Source organism: Chelativorans xinjiangensis (assembly GCF_009812055.1).
In the GTDB taxonomy this organism is placed as follows: domain Bacteria; phylum Pseudomonadota; class Alphaproteobacteria; order Rhizobiales; family Rhizobiaceae; genus Chelativorans; species Chelativorans xinjiangense.
The window spans coordinates 29,987-49,689 of record NZ_WQNH01000020.1 but is presented as its reverse complement, the minus strand read 5'-3'; the positions used below and the strand labels follow the sequence as shown (position 1 = coordinate 49,689).

Sequence of the window (19,703 nt, the reverse complement as noted above, 5' to 3'; positions counted from 1 at the left end):
GGAGAGAAAACAATGAGCCTTCACCAGGAAACCGCCCCCGGGGTTCCCCAAGTCACCCAGATCCTTGCTGACTGGGCGGTGAATATCAAAGGGGCCGACATCCCCGACGAGGTGCGGCGCGAAGGGCTTCGCACCTTCGTCAATTGGACCGGCTGCGCCGTCGGCGGCGCGCGCCATGAGACCATCGACCGCGCGCTCGCCGCCGTGAGGCCCTTCTCCGGCAAGGCGACGTCGACCGTGCTCGGCCGGTCGGACAGGCTCGACCCCCTGCACGCTGCGCTCCTCAACGGCATCTCCTCGCACGTGCTCGACTATGACGACACGCATCTGAAGACGATCATCCATCCGGCAGGCCCCGTCGCCTCGGCACTGCTGGCGCTTGCCGAGATGCGGCCGATCTCCGGCCGCGACCTCTTGACGGCATTGATCGTCGGCATTGAGGCGGAGTGCCGTATCGGCAACTGCGTATACCCGCACCATTACGACCGCGGCTGGCACATCACGGGCACCGTCGGTGTGTTCGGCGCAGCCGCGGCCGTCGGCAAGGTCATCGGCCTTTCCAGCCGGCAGATGCGCTGGGCGTTCGGCATCGCGGCCACCCAGTCGTCCGGCCTGCGCGAGATGTTCGGCACGATGACGAAAAGTTTCCATCCCGGCCGCGCGGCGCAGAACGGCATGTTCGCCGCACTTCTGGCGGAGGCGGACTACGACAGCTCCGAGCGCGCCATCGAGGCGCCACGCGGCTTCGCCAACGTCATGTCGGACGAGCAGAACTATGCCGAGATCGTAGACGATCTCGGCACGCGCTGGGAAGCGGCGCTCAACAGCTACAAGCCATTTGCCTGCGGCATCGTCATCCATCCGACCATCGACGGCTGCATTCAGCTGCGCGAGGAACTCGGCGGCAGGATAAAGGCGATCCGGTCGGTCACGCTCAAGACCCATCCGCTGGTCCTCGAGCTGACCGGCAAAAGGACGCCGAAGACGGGGCTCGAAGGCAAATTCAGCGTCTACCACGCCGCCGCCGCCGCGCTTCTGCGCGGTGATGGCGGGCCATTGGCCTTCACCGACGAGTTGGTCAACGAAGCCGACATCATCGCGCTCCGCAACACCATCACGGTGATGGCCGATCCGGCCTGCCATGAAGCGTCGGTCGATATCCACATCACCTTCGAGGATGGTTCGACGGCGACCAAGCATGTCGAACGCGCGATCGGCAGCCGCGATGTGCCGCTGACCGATGCGCAGATCGACCGCAAGTTCGTCAACCAATCGGTCCCGGTGGTCGGCAAGGCGGTGACGGAAGGGCTCCTGAAGACCGTCTGGAACCTGGAACAGCTTGCCGATGCGGCCGAGGTCGCACGCGCGAGCGTCCCCGACAACGAGGAGAAAGCAGCTGCCGAATGAACGAGACACAGAAAAAAGCCGCACTCAAGATCGGCATCCTCGAGGGCGATGACATCGGCCACGAAGTGGTGCCGGCCTCGGTGAGGATCGCGAAGGCAGCTGCCGACGCCGCCGGCATGGCCATCGATTGGGTCGACGTGCCGATCGGCCGGCGCGCGCTCGATACCCACGGCTCCACAATGCCGGAGGGCACGCTCGAGACACTCGGCGCCCTGGACGGCTGGATCCTGGGCCCCATCGGCCACCGCGAATACCCGAAAGTGCCGGAAGCCATCAATCCGCACCCGATCTTCCGGAAGCGCTTCGACCTCTTCGCCAATGTGCGGCCCACTCGCTCCTTCCCGGGCATCGGCTGCCTGCACGACGGCATCGACATGGTCATCGTGCGCGAGAACAACGAAGGCTTTCAGCCCGACCGCAACGTGGTGGCGGGCTCCGGCGAGTTCCGGCCGACGCACGACGTCACGATCTCGGTGCGCGTCATCACCGTGGAGGGCTCGAGCAAGGTGGCGCGCGCAGCCTTCGAGATAGCGCGCTCGCGCAAGAAGCGCCTGACGCTTGTTCACAAGAACACCGTCTATAAGCTCGGCTGCGGCATGTTCGTCGAAGCTTGCTACGCGGTGGCGAAGGATTTTCCCGACGTCGAGGTGGACGAGGTGATCGTCGACACCATGGCGCTGCGCCTCGTGCGCGAGCCGCAGCGTTTCGACACGGTGGTCACCACCAACATGTTCGGCGACATCCTGACGGATGAAGCCGCCGGCCTCGTCGGCGGGCTCGGCATGGCGCCGGGGCTGTGCATCGGCCGCGGCTCCATCGCCATGGCGCAGGCTACCCACGGTTCTGCACCGGATATTGCCGGCAAGGGGATTGCCAATCCCTACGCGATGATCGAATCCACGCGCATGCTGTTCGACTGGATGGGGCACAACCGCAAGATGGATGCAGCACTTGAGATGTCGCGCATCATGAAGTCCGGCATAGATGCCGCTCTTGCCGATCCTGTCACCCGCACACCGGACATCCGCGGAACCGGAACGCAGGCCGATATGGTCGAGGGCATCCTGAAGGGCATGGAGAAGGCCGTTGCGCACGCATAGGATCGCCGCAATCGGCGGGGATGGGGTCGGGCCGGAGGTTATAGAGGCGGGCATTTCCGTCATCGATGCGCTAGCCGGGAGAGACGGCGGCTTCCGGGTGAAGGCGACGCGCTTCGACTGGGGCTCCGACCACTACCGCCGCACCGGCCGCATGATGCCGGAGGGCGGCGTCGAGCAGCTTCGCTCCTTCGACGCCATCTACTTCGGCGCCGTGGGCGATCCGGACATCCCCGACCACACCACGCTCTGGGATCTGCGGCTTGCTATTTGCCAGGGCCTCGACCAGTTCGCCAATGTCCGTCCAACGAAGCTTCTGGGCGGCATGACCGGCCCCTTGCGGCCGGAGCTCGGCCAGAAAATCGACTGGGTCATCGTGCGCGAGAACTCGGAAGGCGAATATGCCGGGGTCGGCGGCCGCGCTCACCGGGCGCTTCCGATCGAGGTGGCGATGGACGTCGCCGTTTTCACCCGCGCCGGAATCGAGCGCATCGCGCGCTTCGCCTGCCAGACGGCGATGGCGCGGCCGCGCCGGCGGCTCACCATCGTCACCAAGTCCAATGCCCAGCGCCACGGCATGGTGTTGTGGGACGAAGTCTGCCGAGAGGTCGTTACCGACTTCCCCGAACTGGAGGTCGATTGGAAGCTCGTCGACGCGATGGCGGCGATGATGGTGACGCGGCCCGGCCAGTTCGACACGATTCTCGCCACCAATCTCCACGCCGACATCCTGTCGGACCTTGCTTCCGCGCTGACGGGGAGTCTCGGCAACGGCGCGACCGCCAATATCGACCCGACAGGGGAGAATCCGTCGATGTTCGAGCCGATCCACGGCTCGGCTTTCGACATAATGGGAAAGGGTATCGCCAATCCGATCGGCGCCTTCTGGACCAGCGCTATGATGCTCGATCATCTCGGCGAGAAAAACGCGGCTGAACGGCTGATGGCGGCAATCGCCGATGTCAGCCGCGCCGGCCCTTTCACGCCCGATCTCGGAGGGCAAGCCGATACGGCAGCGGTAACACGGGCGGTGATCGACGGCATAAGGGCCGGGCCTGGCTAAAAGGCTTGTTGCGGTTGGCTCAGCTGTTGTTTATTGCCTACAATCAAAAGGATGGTGGGCATCATGTCGGCAGGCCAGGAACAAGACCTGAAAAGCGATCTCCTGATCTTGAGAACGTCGTCGCTCACCGGCGCCCTCGAACGCGAGCTCGAACATCTCATCCTGACCGGCGAATTGAAGCCCGGGGAACGGCTGAACGAGATCCAGCTCTCCACCCGCTTCGGTACGAGCCGGGGCCCGCTCAGGGAAGCGACCCGCAGCCTCCAGGCGAAAGGGCTGGTCGACATCATCCGCAACCGTGGTGTCTTTGTCCGCTCCGTCTCGCCGGACGAAGCGCTCGAGATCTACGATGTGCGGGCGGCGATCTTCGGGCTGGTCGGCAGGCTTCTCACCGATGTCGTCACAGACGCCATGCTGACGGAGCTTAACGACTATCTCGACCGGATGGACCGGATCGCGAGCAGCCAAAATTTCGACGAATACTATCCCGTCAACCTCGCCTTCCACGACTACCTCGTCACCTCGACCGGCAACAAGACGCTGCTCCAGGAATACAAGAGCTTCGTCAACAAGCTGCATCTGTGCCGCGCCAGGGGCCTCGTGCAGGCCGGCGGCCTGTCTGTCTCCAACCGCGAGCACCGCGAAATGGTGGATTCGCTGGCCTCGGGCGACCGCTACCGCGCGCAGGAGGCCTTCTTCCGCCACGTCGAGCGCTCGAAGCACCGCTTCATGTCGACGCTGAAGGCAGCGGACTAGGCGGCCGTGGCCGACATGGCCCTGGCTCCCGGACCGTCAGATGTCCAGAGATCCAGTCCTCCTTCGACATCCATCGCATTGAGGAAGAGCGGCTCACCTTCGAAGAGCGGCCTTAGGCTTCGGTAGCGGAACAGCCGCGGAGGTGCGCCGTCGCGCAGTCGCGCCGCCATGTGAAGCAGCAGCGTGGCCTGGAGCGGCCCGTGAATGACCAGCCCGGGATAGCCTTCGGCTTCCGTGGCGTAATCGCGGTCGTAATGGATGCGATGGCCGTTGAAGGTGAGCGCCGAGTACCGGAAAAGAAGCAGCGTGTCGGCCACCACGGACTCACGCCACTGCGGCTGCGGTCGTTCCTCCGCGTCGCCCGCAGCTGGCACTCCACCGACAGCCGCCTGCCCCGTCGCTGCCTGCCGGTAAACGACGTCCTGATGCTCGACGATTGCCAGCCCCCTGGCGGTCGAAAGCCGGTGCTCGACCTTGACGAAGCACAATGGTCCCGTGCGCCCCGCTTTGGCAGCGATATCGGCAATACGCGATGTGCGCGTGACTTCGTCTCCGACCAGCAGCGCGTCATGGAAGCGGATCTCCCCACCGGCCCACATACGCCGTGGCAACGGAACGGGTGGGAGAAATCCTCCGCGCGCGGGGTGGCCGTCGACTTCTGTCTCGCCGGCCTTGGCGATGGCCGGCGCAAGGCACCAGTGGATGGCCAGCGGTGCAGGCTTGCCCCGGGGAGACGGGTCGAAGTCGAATGTCGCCTGGAAGCTCGCCGCCAATCGTTCGGAAATGGTATCCACCGCCGTTTCGCTACGGCCAATCCATCGCCGCAGAACGTCGATCTCAAGGCCAGCCGTGTCATGTCCATCCATCGCGCCCGTCCACGCTCGTTCCGTTACAGTTCTAGATCCCGGCATTTTTTTGCCGATGCCGGGGTTCGGCACCTCCTTCGTCGGACTGGAAGATAGCCGGCGGTCATGTCGCTATCGCTCAACCTTTTGCGCAGCATTCAGGGCCACCTCTCAGCAAATTCTATGGCCGGAACGGTGTTCCCAATTTCATTGGGTCGCGGTGCGAGACGTAGTCTTCGGAGTAGATCGCCCTGAGATCCCTCGATCTGGAACCGGTCATTGCTCCCGCGGTGGCACGGGGACGGTTGGTACGCAAGAGGAAGGCTCCGCATATATGATCATCGACTGCCATGGACATTTTACAACCGTCCCCACTACGCTGCGCGAATACCGCAAGGCGCAAGTGGTTGCCTGCGAGGCCGGGCAAACCGGGGACTTCGCACCGCCACCGGACTTTTCCGATGATGAGCTACGCGAACGTCTCGAAAGCGCCCAGCTCAAGCTCATGAAGGAGCGCGGCATCGACCTGACGCTTTTCTCGCCAATCGCAGGTCTGATGGGGCATCATCAGGGCAACGAAGCGCTCAGCAGGCACTGGTCGCGTATCTGCAACGACCTTCTCCACCGCGTGAGCAATCTCTACCCCGATCGCTTTGCGTCGGTGTGCCAGCTGCCGCAATCGCCCGGAATCCCCCCGCAGAACTGCATCGAGGAGCTCGAGCGCTGCGTCCGCGAACTCGGTTTCGTCGGCTGCAACCTCAACCCCGACCCGAGCGGCGGCCACTGGACCGATCCGCCGCTCACCGACCGCTGGTGGTACCCGCTTTTCGAGAAGCTGGCGGAGATCGAGGTGCCGGCCATGATTCATGTCAGCGGCTCGTGCAATCCGAACTTTCACCACACCGGCGCGCACTACCTGAACGGCGACACGACTGCCTTCATGCAGTTCCTGCTTTCAGATTTGTTTAGGGATTTCCCGACGCTGAAGTTCGTCATTCCGCACGGTGGTGGCGCTGTGCCCTACCACTGGGGGCGCTATCGCGGCCTCGCACAGGATCTCAACCGTCCACCGCTGGCCGAACTGCTGATGGAAAACGTCTTCTTCGACACCTGCGTCTATCACCAGCCGGGTATAGACCTGCTGTCCGAGGTGATCCCGGCAGACAACATTCTCTTCGGATCCGAGATGGTTGGCGCGGTGCGCAGCGTCGATCCCGAGACAGGCCACTACTTCGACGACACCAAGCGCTACGTCGAAGCTCTGACGGGCTTGAGCGAAGCGGACCGCAAGAAGATCTACGAAGGCAACGCTCGGCGCGTTTATCCGCGGTTGGACAAGCGCCTTCGGGAACAGGAAAAGATCGCCACGCCGGCCTGACGCCGTACGGCAGACATCCTCAAATGTGCGCAGGGGGAGGCGCCGGTTCGGCCACGGCTGCTGGCGTCGCATCCTCAGTCGGCTTACCCAGATGCGCGACCTCTCGCAGTTCGGGAAAGGCGCGGTACCACACGCCGCAAATGCCCAGAGCGACAATCGCTCCGCCCGCAACGGCCAAGACCGGGCCGAACAGCGCTGCCGTGGTGCCGGCGCGGAAGCCGCCGACCTCGTTTGATGCCCCGATGAACACCTGATTGACCGCGTTGACCCGTCCGCGCAGGTCGTCGGGCGTGTGGAGCTGGATCAGGGTGCTGCGGATCAGAACGCTGACCACATCGAAGGCCCCGATAAGGATCAGACAGAGGACCGAGAGCCAGACCACCTTCGAGAGAGCAAAGACGAAGGTGAACACGGCAAAGCCCGCCACGGCGGCGAACATGATCCGGCCGGCGTTGCGCGTGATCGGATGGCCGATCAGGAAGAGACCGACCATGACGGCGCCCAGCGCCGGAGCCGCTCTCAGAAAGCCCAGCCCCACCGATCCGATATCCAGCACGTCGCGCGCATAGACCGGAAGCAGCGCGATCGCGCCGCCTAGAAGGACGACGAACAGGTCGAGCGAGATCGCCCCGAGGATGATCCGCTTCTCCCGGATGAAGCGGAAGCCCGCCATCATTTCCGACCAGTCGCGCCGCGCCCGCGATATCTGCTGGCGAATGCGCGGCAAACGAATGATCAGCACCGCGGCGCCGAAGAGGAACAAAAAAGCCATCCCATAGGCGGCCACGGGGCTCAGACCATAGAGAAGGCCGCCGGCCACGGGACCGCAGATAGTCGCAATCTGGTGCGCGCTGTTATTGGTAGCCAGCGCCCGCGGCAGGTGCTCCGGCTCGACGATATTGGTCACGATGGACTGCCGCGCCGGATTGTAGAAGGCCCGAACGGCCCCGAACATCAAGATGAGGGTGAAGATGGGAAGCGTGGACCTGTTGCCGATCCAGGCAAGATAGGCGAGCCCGCCGGCGACGAATGCCATCATTGCCAGGCAGGTGCTCATCACCAGACGACGCGAGAGCCGGTCCGAGACTGCGCCCGTAAACAGGACGAGCGCGAGTGCGGGGGCGAACTGCGACAACCCCACAAGACCCAGTTGGAACGGGTCGCCCGTCAGGTCATAAACCTGCCATCCCACGGCGACCGTCTGAATCTGGATGGCGAAGCCGCCCAGGAACAGGGCGGCCACCAGGGACGGGAAGCCCGGATTCCCGAAGACAACGAGCCGCGACCGCAGGGCGCTCATTCCGCCCGACCGGCGCTCATTCGAGCCCGATCGTAGTGTCGTCGAACAACTCCTCGACGGTCATCCTGCGGCGGATCAGCCCTTGCTGGTGGCAGTACTTGATTGCCAGTTCCAGCCCTGGGCGCAGGGCCTCGAGCCCGTAGGGGCGCATGTCGATCTCACCCTTCGGCCCGGCGCGGGCCTTGCTCTTCTTCAGCAGGCGGAAAAGCTCGGCTACCACGCCGGGATGGTTCCGCGACAGGTCCGAGCGGACCACGAACATATGGTTGACCGAGACGGCGCGATGCTTCTCGTACCATGCGCGGGCGGCCGCCTCCGGGTCGGGGATCACCGTGCGCAGGCGCGGGTCGTCGGGCATGTCGCTACCCAGCATAGCCGCATCGAGTTCGCCGTCCAGCAGCATGTCTTTGAGCTTCTTTTCCGGCGGCGCGATGATCACGTTCGGCGGGTTCTCGTATTCGGCCACATGCGCGTCCTCGAAGGTGAGCCACGTCACCTTGCTCAGATCGACGCCGAACTGGTTCTGCAGGATGCCGCGCACCCACATGCCGGTGGTCTGCGTGTAAGCACGGACGCCAACTCGCTTGCCGGCCAAATCCTGGGGACGCAGCTCTCCGCACTCGATATTGTAGGCGATGCAGTGATGCTGGAACCGTCCCGAGATGGTGGCCGGCAGCAAGGTCAGCGGCTTGCCCCAGTCCTTTGCCTGCAGAAATGTGGCGATGGCCAGTTCCCCGGCGTCGAACGCAAGCTCGCGCACCATCGGCTTGAAGGCGTGGTTCGATACCTCGTAGGGCGCAAAATCGAACGCAATCAAATCCGAGCCGATCTCGCCTGTCCGCAGCGCGTGGGTCACGGGATAATCCGCCAGCAACGTGTGAAGTCGCATAGGGGTGGTCATGGAGCGACCTCCTTGTCGGCCAGTGCGGGATAGAGGATCTGCGCGGTTCCGGCCAACACCATGTGGCGCTGCTCGTCCGGCAGGCACGACAGCACCGACTTCGCCCTTGCGACGATGCCGGGCAGATCGCCTTCCGAGGACGGGTAGTTCGACCCGAAAGCCATCCGCTCCGCGCCGAAGACGCTGACGAGCCTGGGGAAATAAGTCTCCGCTGATGCCTTTCCCTCCAGCACCTGGTCGAAAGTGCGCGGGGTTACTTTCAGATAGACATTGGGCAGGTCGGCCAGGACGAAAAGCACCTCGGCCTCCTTGTAGGGCGGGCCGTCCGCCACGGGCGCGCGGGCTAGATGGTCGATCACCACCTTGACCTTCGGAAATCGCCTGGCCAGGGACCCGGCCTTGGGCAGCCCGACCGGCCGGGTCTGGATGCTGATCGCCATGCCATGCTCGCCCGCGGCCTCCCAAGCGGGATAGGTCACCGGGTCATCGAGCCAGTCTACATTCACCTGCATGGTGCTGCCGCCGGTGAACAGGCGCAGGCCCTGGATGCCGCGGCCGGCCAGGTCGGCGATGACCGCCGGCGCATCCGCTGCGGTGACGTTGGCGCAACCGACCCCGCAGACCCGCTCCGGCAGCTTGGCAATGGAATCGATGAGATAGCTGTTGTCGTAGCCGTAGCAGGTGGACGACTGCACGATCGCCGCCTTGTCGACCCCCGCCTCGTCCATCGCCTGCACGAACTGCTCAAAGATGACGGGACGTTCCTTGGACCAGTTCGACTGCTTCCCGCCCAAGGGCGAATGGGGATAGGCCGTCGTATCGTTGGAGATGATATGAGGGTGAATGTCGATTATTCGGCTTGTCATCACGCGTCCTTCGGCCCGTTTCCTCAAAACCAGTATCGGCAGATTTTCGGCACGGGCCGATTTGCGCGCCAATCCATTCCCTTCCCCCCACCATCAGAAATTTGATCTCGTCCTCGCCTGGGCAGCCGCAAACCGGGAGAGCACACAAATCTATGGGTGTCGGCGCAGAACCTATTCGAACATCGCGGGTGCACGGATTTCTATTGACCGAGGCCCGCCTTCCCCGGACGGGCCAAGTAATAGCAAGCTGGGAGCCTCTCGATGACCATCGACACCGATCTGTCGCTCAAGACCTGCCTGCGGAACTATCCGCATACCCAGGCTCTCAAGACCGGCGCCAGAGGCGTTCCCGGTGTCAGGCTCGAATTCGTCGACGTGAAGCCGCATATCGCCGCCTTCCGCCGGATGGTGCGGGACTTGGAATTCGACATGGCGGAGCTCGCGCCCACCACCTACATCATCGCCCGCACCTACGGCGTGCCCATCATCGCGCTCCCGGTTTTCTTCTCGCGGCGGTTCCACCATGCCGGCCTCGTCGTGCGGCCGGATGCCGGGATCATCGAGCCCAGGGATCTGGAGGGCAAGAAGGTGGGCGTGCGCGCCTATTCGGTGACGACCGGAGTCTGGACCCGCGGCATCCTGCGGGAAGAGTACGGCGTCGATCTCGACAAGGTGACCTGGATGGTCGACGACGAGGAACATGTCGAAGCGCTCAAGCTTCCCGAAAACGTCGTCCATGTCCCGGAAGGAAAGTCCCTGGCCGGGATGATCGCGACCGGCGAGATCGATGCCGGGTTCCTCGGCAATGCCGGGATCGGGCGCCAGGGGTCCCCGAAAGAAAACTGGAATGAGAACGTGCCGCTGGAGTTGCCGGAGCTGCGCGAGCTGATCCCCGATGCCGAGGCGGCCGAACGCAGCTATTACGAGCGCACGGGCATCTATCCGATGCATAGCACACTGGTCCTCAAGGAGGATGTGCTGACGGCGCGGCCCGCGCTGGCGAGGGACATCTTCAATGCCTTTGCGGCCGCCAAGGACGCCTATCTCGCTGAGCTGCGCGCCGGCACCACCGCCGGCAAGGATGCCGACAAGCATCGTGCGATGGCGGAGATCGTCGGGAAAGACCCCATACCCTATGGACTGGAGGCCAACCGGGCCTCGATCGAAGCCCTGATACGCTATGCCCACGGGCAGAAGCTCATCCCGCGGATGGTCTCCGCCCAAGAGATCTTCGTCGATCTCTAGGGCGTTCCCGGTCACGCCATTGGATCTTGCCGCTTAGGCGGAACACGACAGGAAAAGTGCCTCATGCCGCAGATAGAAATCGGAAGGCTGAACAAGGTAATCGGCGCGCTGGAACAGGGAGGCCATGCCTTCATGGCTTTCGCCAGGGCGGAACGCGAAGAGGCCATTGCACTCGCCGCCTCGCCGCTTGACGGGGTGATGTTCGAAATGGAACACAGCCCTTGGGACGGTGCCAATCTCCGGGACGCTCTCCAATACATGCTGGACCGGCGCCGGATCGCGGCGTCGGGAACCCTGGCGCCGTCGGTCGCGCCCTTCGTGCGGATCCCGGCCAATGGGGCGGAGATGAACCAGTGGCTCGCCAAGCAGGCGCTTGACAGCGGTGTCTATGGCGTCGTCTGGCCGCATGTGAGCACGGTGGAGCAGGCATTGAACGCTGTAACGGCCTGCCGCTATGCGCGTCCGCCAGAGGACGGGCTTTCCCATCCGCCCGGCCGTCGCGGCGACGGCCCCAAGGCGGCCGCACGTTACTGGGGGCTCAAGCAGGCCGAATATTATGCGCGCGCCGATGTGTGGCCCCTCAACCCCGCAGGCGAGATCCTCTGCATACTCATGATCGAGAGCATCGAAGGCATGAACAATCTGCGCGAGATACTTGCTGAGGTACCCGGGATCGGCGCCGTCATGATTGGCGAGGGCGACCTGTCCCAAGCACTCGGACATCCGCGCGACTATGAGCATCCGGCTGTCCGGGAGGCGATGGCCGAGATACTGGCGCGCGCCCACGAGGCCGATGTGCCGGTCGGGCATCCGCATGTCACGGCGGCCAATGCGCAGAAGGCGATCGAGGAAGGCTACCGTATCCTCTTCACCACGCCGCAGCGCAGCTATGCCGCCTACGACAGCGCGCGGACGGTCCTGGGCGTGAATTGATGCGCCTTTTCAGGACGCAATGGCCAGCTCGGCGGGCCGGCGCTGCCCCCTTTCGCGCATGGCGGGCGAGGTGGCCGTGCGTAGACAGTCGATGAAATCAAGATGCGCCTCCGTCGGCAACCAGCCCGACCGGGTGGTGAGCCCCTTCGGCGGCATCGGACTGAGATACCGGCAGGGCAAGCTTGCCAGCATCCCCACGTTGACGTCGAGCGTCATCTCGCTGCGCGCCATCACGGTAATCATATCGCTTTTGGACAGCAGGGCGCGCAGGGTCGCCAGCGAGCTCGTCTCGATCCCGAAATGCGGCTTCTGGCCAAAATCCTCGAACAGCCCGTCGATCTGTTTGCGACGCGGCGTGCCGGCAGCCGGCACGATCCAGTCGTACTGCGTCAGTACCTCCGGCGTTATTTCCGGCGCGCAGGTCAGGGGATGGCCGTGGCGGGCGGCAATGCAGTAGGAATCGCGGAAGAAGATTTCCTCCTCGACATCCGTGGCCCATTCAGGGCGGCGCAAAAGTCCGAAGATCATGTCGATCCGGCAATTCTCCAGATCGTCCAGCAGGCTGTGATAATCCCTTGTCAGGATCTGCACTCGCGCCTTAGGCCTTCGGGCCAGCAACGCGCATGTAGCGGTCGCAAGTTCTGAAGAACCTGCCATAGGCAGGGCGCCGACCATGATCTTTACGTTGCCGGTGCCAGTGGCGCTCCGAACCTCGCTGCGCGCGAACTCTATTTCGCGCACGGCACGCCGCATTCGGCGCGCGAGGTATTCGCCTGTCTTGTTGCAGACCTGACCGTTCGCCGTGCTGATGAACAGGCGGTGGCCGATGTGACGTTCCAGCTCCCTGACCGAGCGATACAGCGTAGACGCAGAAACCCCAAGCCGCGAGGCGACCTCATTGACGGTCGACGGTTCCGAGGTAACGATCAGCGCCCTGACCTGCGTCGCGGTGATCAGGCGCTCCACCGGCGGCGCCGGACGTTCCGAGGCGCCGCGAATTATCGCCATCGTGTGTTCCAGGATGTCGAAGAACCGGTCGATACGCCGCAGGAACAGCCGCCCCACCTTTGTCGGGTAGGTTCCCGTGGCCCGTCTTTCGAAAAGCTCCGCGCCCAGCTCGGTTTCCAGGTTCGAGATCGCCTGGGTCACCGCAGGCTGCGATGTATTGAGCGTGCGCGATGCACAGGTAACGCCGCCGAGTTGTCCGATCATCTGGACCATCCGGAGATGGCGTATATTGGGTATTTCCAGGCGGTCGTTCATGTTCGTGTCTCTTGGTGAAACTGCGTCCTGCCGCCCGATACCCTACAATGACGGTACCCAATTGGCGAGCACCGGGAACATCTCGCCCAGAATGGTGCTCGGCCAAGGTACAGAGATGATCCTGTCGAAGACCAGGTAGACGAAGGCCATGACGAGGACCGCATAGCCCAGGCACACCGGCCAGCGCTCCCGCCCCTCGAGGCGCATGAAGGCAACGATAAAGAGTGGCGTCGTGGGGATCAGGCCAATCACGGCCATGGAAGCCATGAAAACCAAAAGCCAGCCGAAGAACTGTGCGCCGCGCAGAGCGACCGCCCGGGGCGGCAGATCGCCAACCTCGGAGGCCAGATCCATGTGGATGCCGCTTTTTCGGGTTGATCTCGCCTCAACCGCCGCGTCGCTGCGGGCGAAGATCACGAAGAACAGGCTGATGGCGGCAAAAAGCATCATCGCCGTGCCGATGACAACCGGTCCGATCCGCGCCCCGAAAGGCCAGTCGAGCGCCTTGTATACGAGCACACCGGCCAAGACGAGGAAGAAGGCATAGACCAGGTCCTCGAGTCGGAAGGACGGACGCCCCCGCGGGACGAGATTGCCTACGCCGATCCGTCGGATTTCGGCGATCATCGGCCTGAACAGAGCCAGCAGGGCCAGTATGAGCAGGATCATGACCAGCGGCCGCAGCAGCCACTCCCATTCGAAGCGCAGGATCGAGATCTTCATGTAGCGCTCGATGAGACCGCCGAGGACCAGGCCGAGGATGACCGGCGGGCGCGGCCAGCGCAGACGCTTCATCGTCCAGCCGATGACACCGAAGATCAAGAGCGTGTAGAGGTCGCCCCAGTTGCGCGATCCCTGGAAGGCCCCGACATAGACGATCGCCATGATCGCCGGCAGCACCAAGGTGTAGCGCAGCGTCGAGATCTTGGCGAACTGCCCGCTCAGCCCGAAGCACAGGCCAGCGCCCACTATGTTTGCGACTGCGATGCTCCAGGCCATGGAATAGGTGACCTCGAGATTACGCGTCAGCATGTCCGGTCCTGGAACGAAGCCGTGGACCATGAGGGCGCCCAGCAAAATCGCCATGCTCGCGCTGCCGGGGACCCCGAAGGCGAGCGTCGGGATCAGCGCGCCGCCGTCGCGGGCATTGTTGGCGGATTCCGGTGCGATCACTCCGCGGACATCACCCTTCGAGAACGTCTCCGAAGCGCCCTTCTCGGTACGGATCGCATGGCCGTATACCAGCCAGTCCGTCACTGAGCCGCTGATCCCCGGAATTGCCCCGAGCAGGGCGCCGAGCCCGCTGCAGCGCAGAATCAGAAACCAGTTCTTGACGCAGTCTCGGACACCCTGAAGCATCCCGTCGCGGGGGTTGAAGGCGACTTTGTCGCTCAGCGCGCCACGGCGCACTGCGAGGTCAGCCAGTTCCGGCAGCGCGAAGATCCCCAGTAGGATCGGCAGCAAGGGCACGCCGTCCCACAGGTACAGAACCTCGCCCGCCCAGCGGAGAGTCCCAGTTTGCTGTTCCGTTCCGATCATCCCGACCATGATGCCGAAGCAGGCTGCGACCATGCCGCGCAATGGTGTGTTTCCCGATAGCGCCGCGACCATGGCGATACCGAAGACAGACATGGCAAGCAGCTCCGGCGAGCCGATGGCCAATACGAATGGTCGGACGATGGGGATCGTGAGGCCGAGGATCAGCGCACCGAACAGGCCGCCGGTGAGCGAAGCGACATAAGCCGCGCTCAGCGCTCGCCCCGCCTCGCCTCTTCGAGTCATCGGCAGGCCGTCCAGAACTGTGGCCTGCGATGATGCCGTACCAGGCACGCCGAACAACACCGCCGGAATCGTGTCCGATGTTGCCGTGACCGAGGCCATGCCTAGAAGCATTCCAAAGGCTGCTATCGGCTCCATCGTGTAGGTGAACGGAATAAGCAAGGCGAACCCGGTGTGGCCGCCAATGCCAGGAAGCAGCCCGATAGCCAGGCCGACAAGGACACCGATGCAGATGTAAAGGAGGCGCTCCGGCTGCAGGATCGTCTGAAACGCATCCATTGCGGCCTGTAGCACATAGATGTCGCCTAGCCCGTCCATTCTAGTTGGAACCCCATTTGTTCTGCTGGGAAGACACCGTCTTGACGCGGCTCATCGCGGCTTGTCCCCGTTCGCAACTTCCATCTCCCGCAGCGGAGCCATGATCGCCTCAACCGGCCCGGTCTCAAGGCAGAGGATGCTTTCGACGAAGCTGCGGGCCCTTTCCTCGGGCATCCGGCGGATCGCAATAGCCATGAACTTCTCGACCACCACAGCCTCGTTGAGCCCTCGCTCGGGAAAGGAATGGCCGGGATCATAAAGACATTCCTGCAGTTCTGTGCTGCCGTCTTCGAAGGTGACGCGTACCCGGCTGGGCATGCTGCCGGGCGCCCGTTCGGCAAGACCGGGTTCGACTCGCAGTTCAGTAAGATCGATCAGTCGCCTCATATCCGGCGCCTCCCAGCGCCGGTCGCGGAACTGGCGATCGGTCATTGCGCCTTCGACCATCGCGACCGCGGGCAAGAAGGTGAAGCTGTGATCGGCCGCTTCGCGGGTCTTCGGGAACCTGCGCTCGATTTCGCCCTGCTGTTTCCGGATCATCGGCAGGTCGGCCATGATGACTTCGATCCGGCTGATCGCGTCGATGCGGGAACTGACCCTAGGGTGCAGATCCAGCGCGGCCTTGATGACGGTCTGCGCAGTTCCGATGCAGGCATAGGGTTTGATGTTCGACGTCATGATGAAGGGCGGCTGTTCGATCGGCCCCCATAGCCTCTCGAGACCCAGCGAAGGTTCAAACACCTGATGCAGCCCGCCTCGGTGATCGAGAACTTCCAGCGGACCCGTGACGCCACGCTCGGCCAGCAGTGCGCCCTGCACGCCGCTCTGCGCTATCATTGAATTGGCCAGATTCTTCATTCCCGACAGCTTGCCCCAGCGAACCACGGAGGGCGTGGCGCAGCGGGCGGCGCCCAGGGCCAGCGCGTTTGCCTGCCGCGCCGGATCGAGCCCGGCGAGGCGGCCGTAGACCGCCGCGGCGACAAGACCCGAGACCGAGGTGCCGTCCCAGGCCGAGCGGAACGGCATCAGCTGTCGCAGCCGGCGGAAAAGCTCATAACCCATCGCAAGGGACGCAATCATGTCCGCTCCGGTCGCGCCGAACCGCTCTGCAGCCGCCAACGCGACCGGGATGTTGTCGCTGCAATGACCGGCAACGCTGAGTTCCCCCTCCTTCAGGAAGAACTGCACGTCGTTGTAATCCAGCGACCGCACAAGTGCGCCATTCAGCAAGACGGCCGACAGTATCGACGATCTCCGCGCCCGACCGATGAGCGTGCACTGGGGAGTGCCTCCCATCTCCTCAAGCATCGCAGCGACATGGCCCGGCGTGCTCACATCGAGCGCGGCGACCGCACAGGCAATGGAATCGGCGATCAGGAGTCGTGCCTGACGGGCAACGAGCGGGTCCGACCACAGCGGGTCGTCGGAGAGGGTCCATCGCGCAAGCTTGCGAATGGGCGTGGCCGAGTCGTTGCCCTCGTCGAAGGTATTCAGCAAGTTCTTCCTCCCATCGGGCGGTCCCATGCAGCAATCGCCAGATGGCCCTCCCAGTCACACCAGCATTCGATATTCGTCCGGAGATGCCCAATTGAAAGAAGATATCGCCCCATAAGAAACATTACTGCGCCCAGGGCAATCTTCCCCACGGAAGATAACAGTCTAGAGCAGATCGCGCTCTCGCCAGATCGGCAAAGGCTGGGATTTCTGGCAATGATTGAATGGAGCAGCCGTCAAATCCAATAGGTCTCGCACCGGTAGGGGCAATTACATTTTTGGCGCCGGCGATCAGCAAAGAGCGATAGGGAGGTGCCATGGCCGACAACCAAGCCATTTCTGCGGGACTTGCCGAATATATTCGGAAAGCCGCACACGAGCCGCTACCCGCCGAGGTAGCCGAACAGGGACGGTTGCATCTGCTCGACACGCTGGCGGCCATGGTCTCGGGCAGAACGCTGCCCGCGGGCCGGGCGATCATCCCCTTCACGCGCGGCGCCGGCGGGCCGCAGAAGGCATCGGTGCTTGCGACAGATATTCTGACCGGCCCGGCACAAGCAGCAATGGCGAACGGGATGCTTGCCCATGCGGACGAAACGGACGATTCCCACGCACCCTCGCTGACCCATCCCGGATGCGCTATCGTCCCTGCCGCGCTCGCCGCTGCCGAGTGGCTGGTGCGGGACGGTGCCGCACTCGTCCGCTCAGTCGTGCTCGGCTATGACGTTGGCACGCGGATGTCGATGGCTCTGGGCGGGAGCAGATTCGCCGACACCTATCACATGAGCTCCCACGCCTGGGGCGGGGCCTTCGGCGCCACAGCCGCTGCAAGTGCGTTGGCGCGCCTGTCCCCCGAGCAGGTTGTGTATGCGCTCTCGTACGCAGTGCAAAGCGCGTCGGGCAACCGCAGCTGGCTGAGGGACCCGGATCACGTGCAGAAGGCCTTCATCTTCGGCGGCATGCCCGCCCGTACGGGTGTTGAAGCTGCGAGCTTCGCCGCCGCGGGATTTACCGGCGTGAGCGACGCAATCGAGGGTACGCCCGGCCTCCTGGCCGCATTCCCGCTGACGGCGGATCCCGCGCGCCTCATGGACGGGCTGGGCAGCCGGTTCGAAGTCATGCGAACCTCCATCAAGAAGTGGTGCGTGGGCTCTCCCCTCCAGGCGGCGCTGGACTGTATCGAAGAAGCGGTGCGCGAACTGAAACTCGCCGAACCCGAAGTCGAATCGATCGTCGTGTCGCTGCCCGAACAGCGCAGCCAAGTTGCACAGAGCGACATGCCCGACGTGAACCTCCCGCACGCTCTTGCGCTCTACCTGGTTGACGGCTCGGTCGGTTTCGCCAGCCTGCACGATCACGCCCGCATGGCCGATCCCGAGGTACGCCGCGTTGCCCAACGCATTCGGGTGGAGCCGCGCCCTGGTGCGAAGCGGGGCGAACAAGCGCACTTTACTCTGCGGACACGGGACGGCCGCCGCTTCTTTCGTGCGCCGGAACATGTGCGCGGCCAGCCGGGCAATCCAATGACCTCGGCGGAAGTGGCCGAGAAGGCGCGCGATCTGTTCAGCCTCGTGCTCGGCGAAACGCGCGCTAGCGAACTTGTCGACATGGTGCTGTCGATCGAGTCTGTTGCCAACGTGCAGAGTCTGCGTAGCCTGTGGTGGCGTGCATAGAGCGCGTTCCCAGGCGCCGGGACAATACCCCGTTTTTGCGACAACCCGCGCCCGAAGAAGTTCTCGGAGGCGGCTTTCGGGCCGCAGAAGCCATGCTCTCGCGGGTATCGCGACCTCGACGGACTAGCCGACCGTCCTGCATGCCTTAGAGGAAATCTATATCGGGCGAGCCAAAATCTATTTCTTTGAATCCTCGAATGGTCCGATTTCTAGGGAAGCTCGATCACCTGCCGGAACGAAATCCAGGACAGGTGTTAGTCCGACCCCGATCAGGCGGACCAGCAGAGGGAGGAAAAGAAATGAAAATCAATGCAATCTGGAAGGCGCTTGCCGTCGCCTCGGTCGTCATGGCCGGGGCCACGAGCACACAGGCGCAAAGCGTTGAAGAGTTCTACAGCCAGAACGACATCACCATGGTGGTCGGAACCGCTGCGGGCGGCTCCACCGATTTCTTCGCCCGGACGATGGCGCCGTACCTATCAAAATACATCCCGGGTAACCCGGATATCATCGTCCAGAACAAGCCCGGCGCAGGCGGGCTTATCACTGCGGCAGAGCTTCAGACCACGATGCCGAGCAACGGTTCCTATATTGCCACCCTTCAGCGCAACAACTTCACCGACCCGCTGCTCAGCGATGAACGAGTGGATTTCGACGCGCGTGAGGTCAAGCATATCGGCAGCGTCGGCAAGGAAATCTACGTCATCTTTCAATATCCGGACGAACCGGGAACAACCACGGTCGAAGAGGCCCTAAATCACGAGATGATCCTGGCTGCAACCGGATCAGGCAGCGCCAACTACACTTACCCGCTGCTGGTGAACGAACTTCTTGGCGGCAAGTTCAAGCTCGTCCCGGGCTATTCCGGCAACGAGGAACAGGCCCTGGCGATCGAGCGGGGCGAAGCCGACGGGCGCGCCGGTACCTACAGCATGACCCAGCGTGGCCAGCTGAAGCAGTGGCAAGAGGACGGAAAGCTGCACTACGTCCTCCAGTTCGCCTTGGAGGACCACCCCGACCTCGCCGGGGTGCCGAATATCTTCGATGCCATCAAGGACGATGAAACGCGGAGGATCTTCCGTTTCATGCTGATCCCCCAGGGCCTCGGCCGCATCTTCTCCGCTCCCGGAGACATTCCGGAAGACCGCCTTGCTGCATTGCGCGAGGCTTTCGTCAAGGCCGCCGAGGATCCCGGCTTCATCGCCGAGATGGAGCGCAGCGGGGCCGAGGCTGAATACACGACCGGGGAGGAACTCCAGGAGATGGCCGAGGAACTGATGGGTACACCACCGGCCATTGTCGATCGGATCAAGACATTGATCTCGGGAAGCTGAGGACCTCGGGAAGCTAAGCAGTTCGCCTTTCCCCGGCACCGGCCGCTCGTC

The 19,703-nt window shown here is 63.6% G+C and carries 16 protein-coding genes; 9 read left to right on the top strand and 7 right to left on the bottom strand.

From position 1 onward, the window contains the following. Positions 1-12: 12 nt before the first annotated feature. The 4 genes from GM910_RS14125 to GM910_RS14110 all read left to right on the top strand — a co-directional run bounded on the left by GM910_RS14125 (position 13) and on the right by GM910_RS14110 (position 4,323). Positions 13-1,407 (top strand): MmgE/PrpD family protein, encoded by a 1,395-nt coding sequence (locus tag GM910_RS14125; RefSeq protein WP_159588249.1) that lies wholly within the window; start codon positions 13-15, stop codon positions 1,405-1,407. Continuing rightward, a complete protein-coding gene (locus GM910_RS14120; protein WP_159588247.1) occupies positions 1,404-2,507 on the top strand; it encodes an isocitrate/isopropylmalate dehydrogenase family protein in 1,104 nt (367 codons plus the stop codon). The genes GM910_RS14125 and GM910_RS14120 overlap by 4 nt, the downstream gene beginning before the upstream one ends. Continuing rightward, positions 2,494-3,567 (top strand): tartrate dehydrogenase, encoded by a 1,074-nt coding sequence (locus GM910_RS14115; RefSeq protein ID WP_159588245.1) that lies wholly within the window; start codon positions 2,494-2,496, stop codon positions 3,565-3,567. Before GM910_RS14120 ends, GM910_RS14115 begins: the two co-directional genes overlap by 14 nt. 63 nt (positions 3,568-3,630) lie before the next feature. Beyond that, the gene (locus GM910_RS14110) at positions 3,631-4,323 is read left to right on the top strand and encodes an FCD domain-containing protein (RefSeq protein ID WP_159588243.1); all 693 of its coding nucleotides are present in this window, start codon (positions 3,631-3,633) and stop codon (positions 4,321-4,323) included. Here the strand turns inward: GM910_RS14110 and GM910_RS14105 are convergent. Beyond that, a complete protein-coding gene (locus tag GM910_RS14105; protein ID WP_159588241.1) occupies positions 4,320-5,189 on the bottom strand; it encodes an HTD2 family dehydratase in 870 nt (289 codons plus the stop codon). The two genes, GM910_RS14110 and GM910_RS14105, sit on opposite strands and share 4 nt — an antisense overlap. 313 nt (positions 5,190-5,502) lie before the next feature. On the opposite strand from GM910_RS14105, the gene GM910_RS14100 reads away from it, so the two are divergent. Then, on the top strand, positions 5,503-6,546 hold the full coding sequence (locus tag GM910_RS14100; RefSeq protein ID WP_159588239.1) for an amidohydrolase family protein: 1,044 nt from the start codon (positions 5,503-5,505) through the stop codon (positions 6,544-6,546). Between the two features lie 19 nt (positions 6,547-6,565). On the opposite strand, the gene GM910_RS14095 is transcribed toward GM910_RS14100, so the two are convergent. The 3 genes from GM910_RS14095 to GM910_RS14085 are packed head-to-tail and all read right to left on the bottom strand — an operon-like array spanning position 6,566 to position 9,613. Then, positions 6,566-7,846, bottom strand: coding sequence for an MFS transporter (locus GM910_RS14095; protein ID WP_159588237.1), 1,281 nt, complete (start codon positions 7,844-7,846; stop codon positions 6,566-6,568). Between the two features lie 16 nt (positions 7,847-7,862). Continuing rightward, positions 7,863-8,747 carry a substrate-binding domain-containing protein gene (locus tag GM910_RS14090; protein WP_159588235.1) on the bottom strand — a complete coding sequence of 295 codons (885 nt, stop codon included), beginning with the start codon at positions 8,745-8,747 and terminating at the stop codon, positions 7,863-7,865. Continuing rightward, a complete protein-coding gene (locus GM910_RS14085; RefSeq protein WP_159588233.1) occupies positions 8,744-9,613 on the bottom strand; it encodes an amidohydrolase family protein in 870 nt (289 codons plus the stop codon). Before GM910_RS14085 ends, GM910_RS14090 begins: the two co-directional genes overlap by 4 nt. Before the next feature lie 261 nt (positions 9,614-9,874). Here GM910_RS14085 and GM910_RS14080 point away from each other — a divergent pair, with 261 nt between their 5' ends. Both GM910_RS14080 and GM910_RS14075 read left to right on the top strand, forming a co-directional pair. Next, the gene (locus tag GM910_RS14080) at positions 9,875-10,858 is read left to right on the top strand and encodes an ABC transporter substrate-binding protein (protein ID WP_159588231.1); all 984 of its coding nucleotides are present in this window, start codon (positions 9,875-9,877) and stop codon (positions 10,856-10,858) included. 63 nt (positions 10,859-10,921) lie between these two features. After that, the gene (locus GM910_RS14075; RefSeq protein WP_201285504.1) at positions 10,922-11,791 is read left to right on the top strand and encodes an HpcH/HpaI aldolase family protein; all 870 of its coding nucleotides are present in this window, start codon (positions 10,922-10,924) and stop codon (positions 11,789-11,791) included. Between the two features lie 9 nt (positions 11,792-11,800). Here the strand turns inward: GM910_RS14075 and GM910_RS14070 are convergent, their stop codons facing one another. The 3 genes from GM910_RS14070 to GM910_RS14060 are packed head-to-tail and all read right to left on the bottom strand — an operon-like array spanning position 11,801 to position 16,648. After that, the gene (locus GM910_RS14070) at positions 11,801-13,054 is read right to left on the bottom strand and encodes a LysR substrate-binding domain-containing protein (protein WP_159588229.1); all 1,254 of its coding nucleotides are present in this window, start codon (positions 13,052-13,054) and stop codon (positions 11,801-11,803) included. Positions 13,055-13,096: 42 nt separating this feature from the next. Continuing rightward, positions 13,097-15,151 (bottom strand): tripartite tricarboxylate transporter permease, encoded by a 2,055-nt coding sequence (locus tag GM910_RS14065; protein ID WP_159588227.1) that lies wholly within the window; start codon positions 15,149-15,151, stop codon positions 13,097-13,099. Positions 15,152-15,202: 51 nt separating this feature from the next. Continuing rightward, on the bottom strand, positions 15,203-16,648 hold the full coding sequence (locus tag GM910_RS14060; RefSeq protein ID WP_159588225.1) for an MmgE/PrpD family protein: 1,446 nt from the start codon (positions 16,646-16,648) through the stop codon (positions 15,203-15,205). 314 nt (positions 16,649-16,962) lie between these two features. Between GM910_RS14060 and GM910_RS14055 the strand changes: the two genes are divergently transcribed. Together GM910_RS14055 and GM910_RS14050 are read left to right on the top strand one after the other, a co-directional pair. Further along, a complete protein-coding gene (locus tag GM910_RS14055) occupies positions 16,963-18,318 on the top strand; it encodes an MmgE/PrpD family protein (RefSeq protein WP_159588223.1) in 1,356 nt (451 codons plus the stop codon). A gap of 299 nt (positions 18,319-18,617) precedes the next feature. After that, positions 18,618-19,652: a Bug family tripartite tricarboxylate transporter substrate binding protein gene (locus tag GM910_RS14050; RefSeq protein WP_159588221.1), complete on the top strand. Its 1,035-nt coding sequence runs from the start codon at positions 18,618-18,620 to the stop codon at positions 19,650-19,652. Positions 19,653-19,703 lie beyond the last annotated feature (51 nt).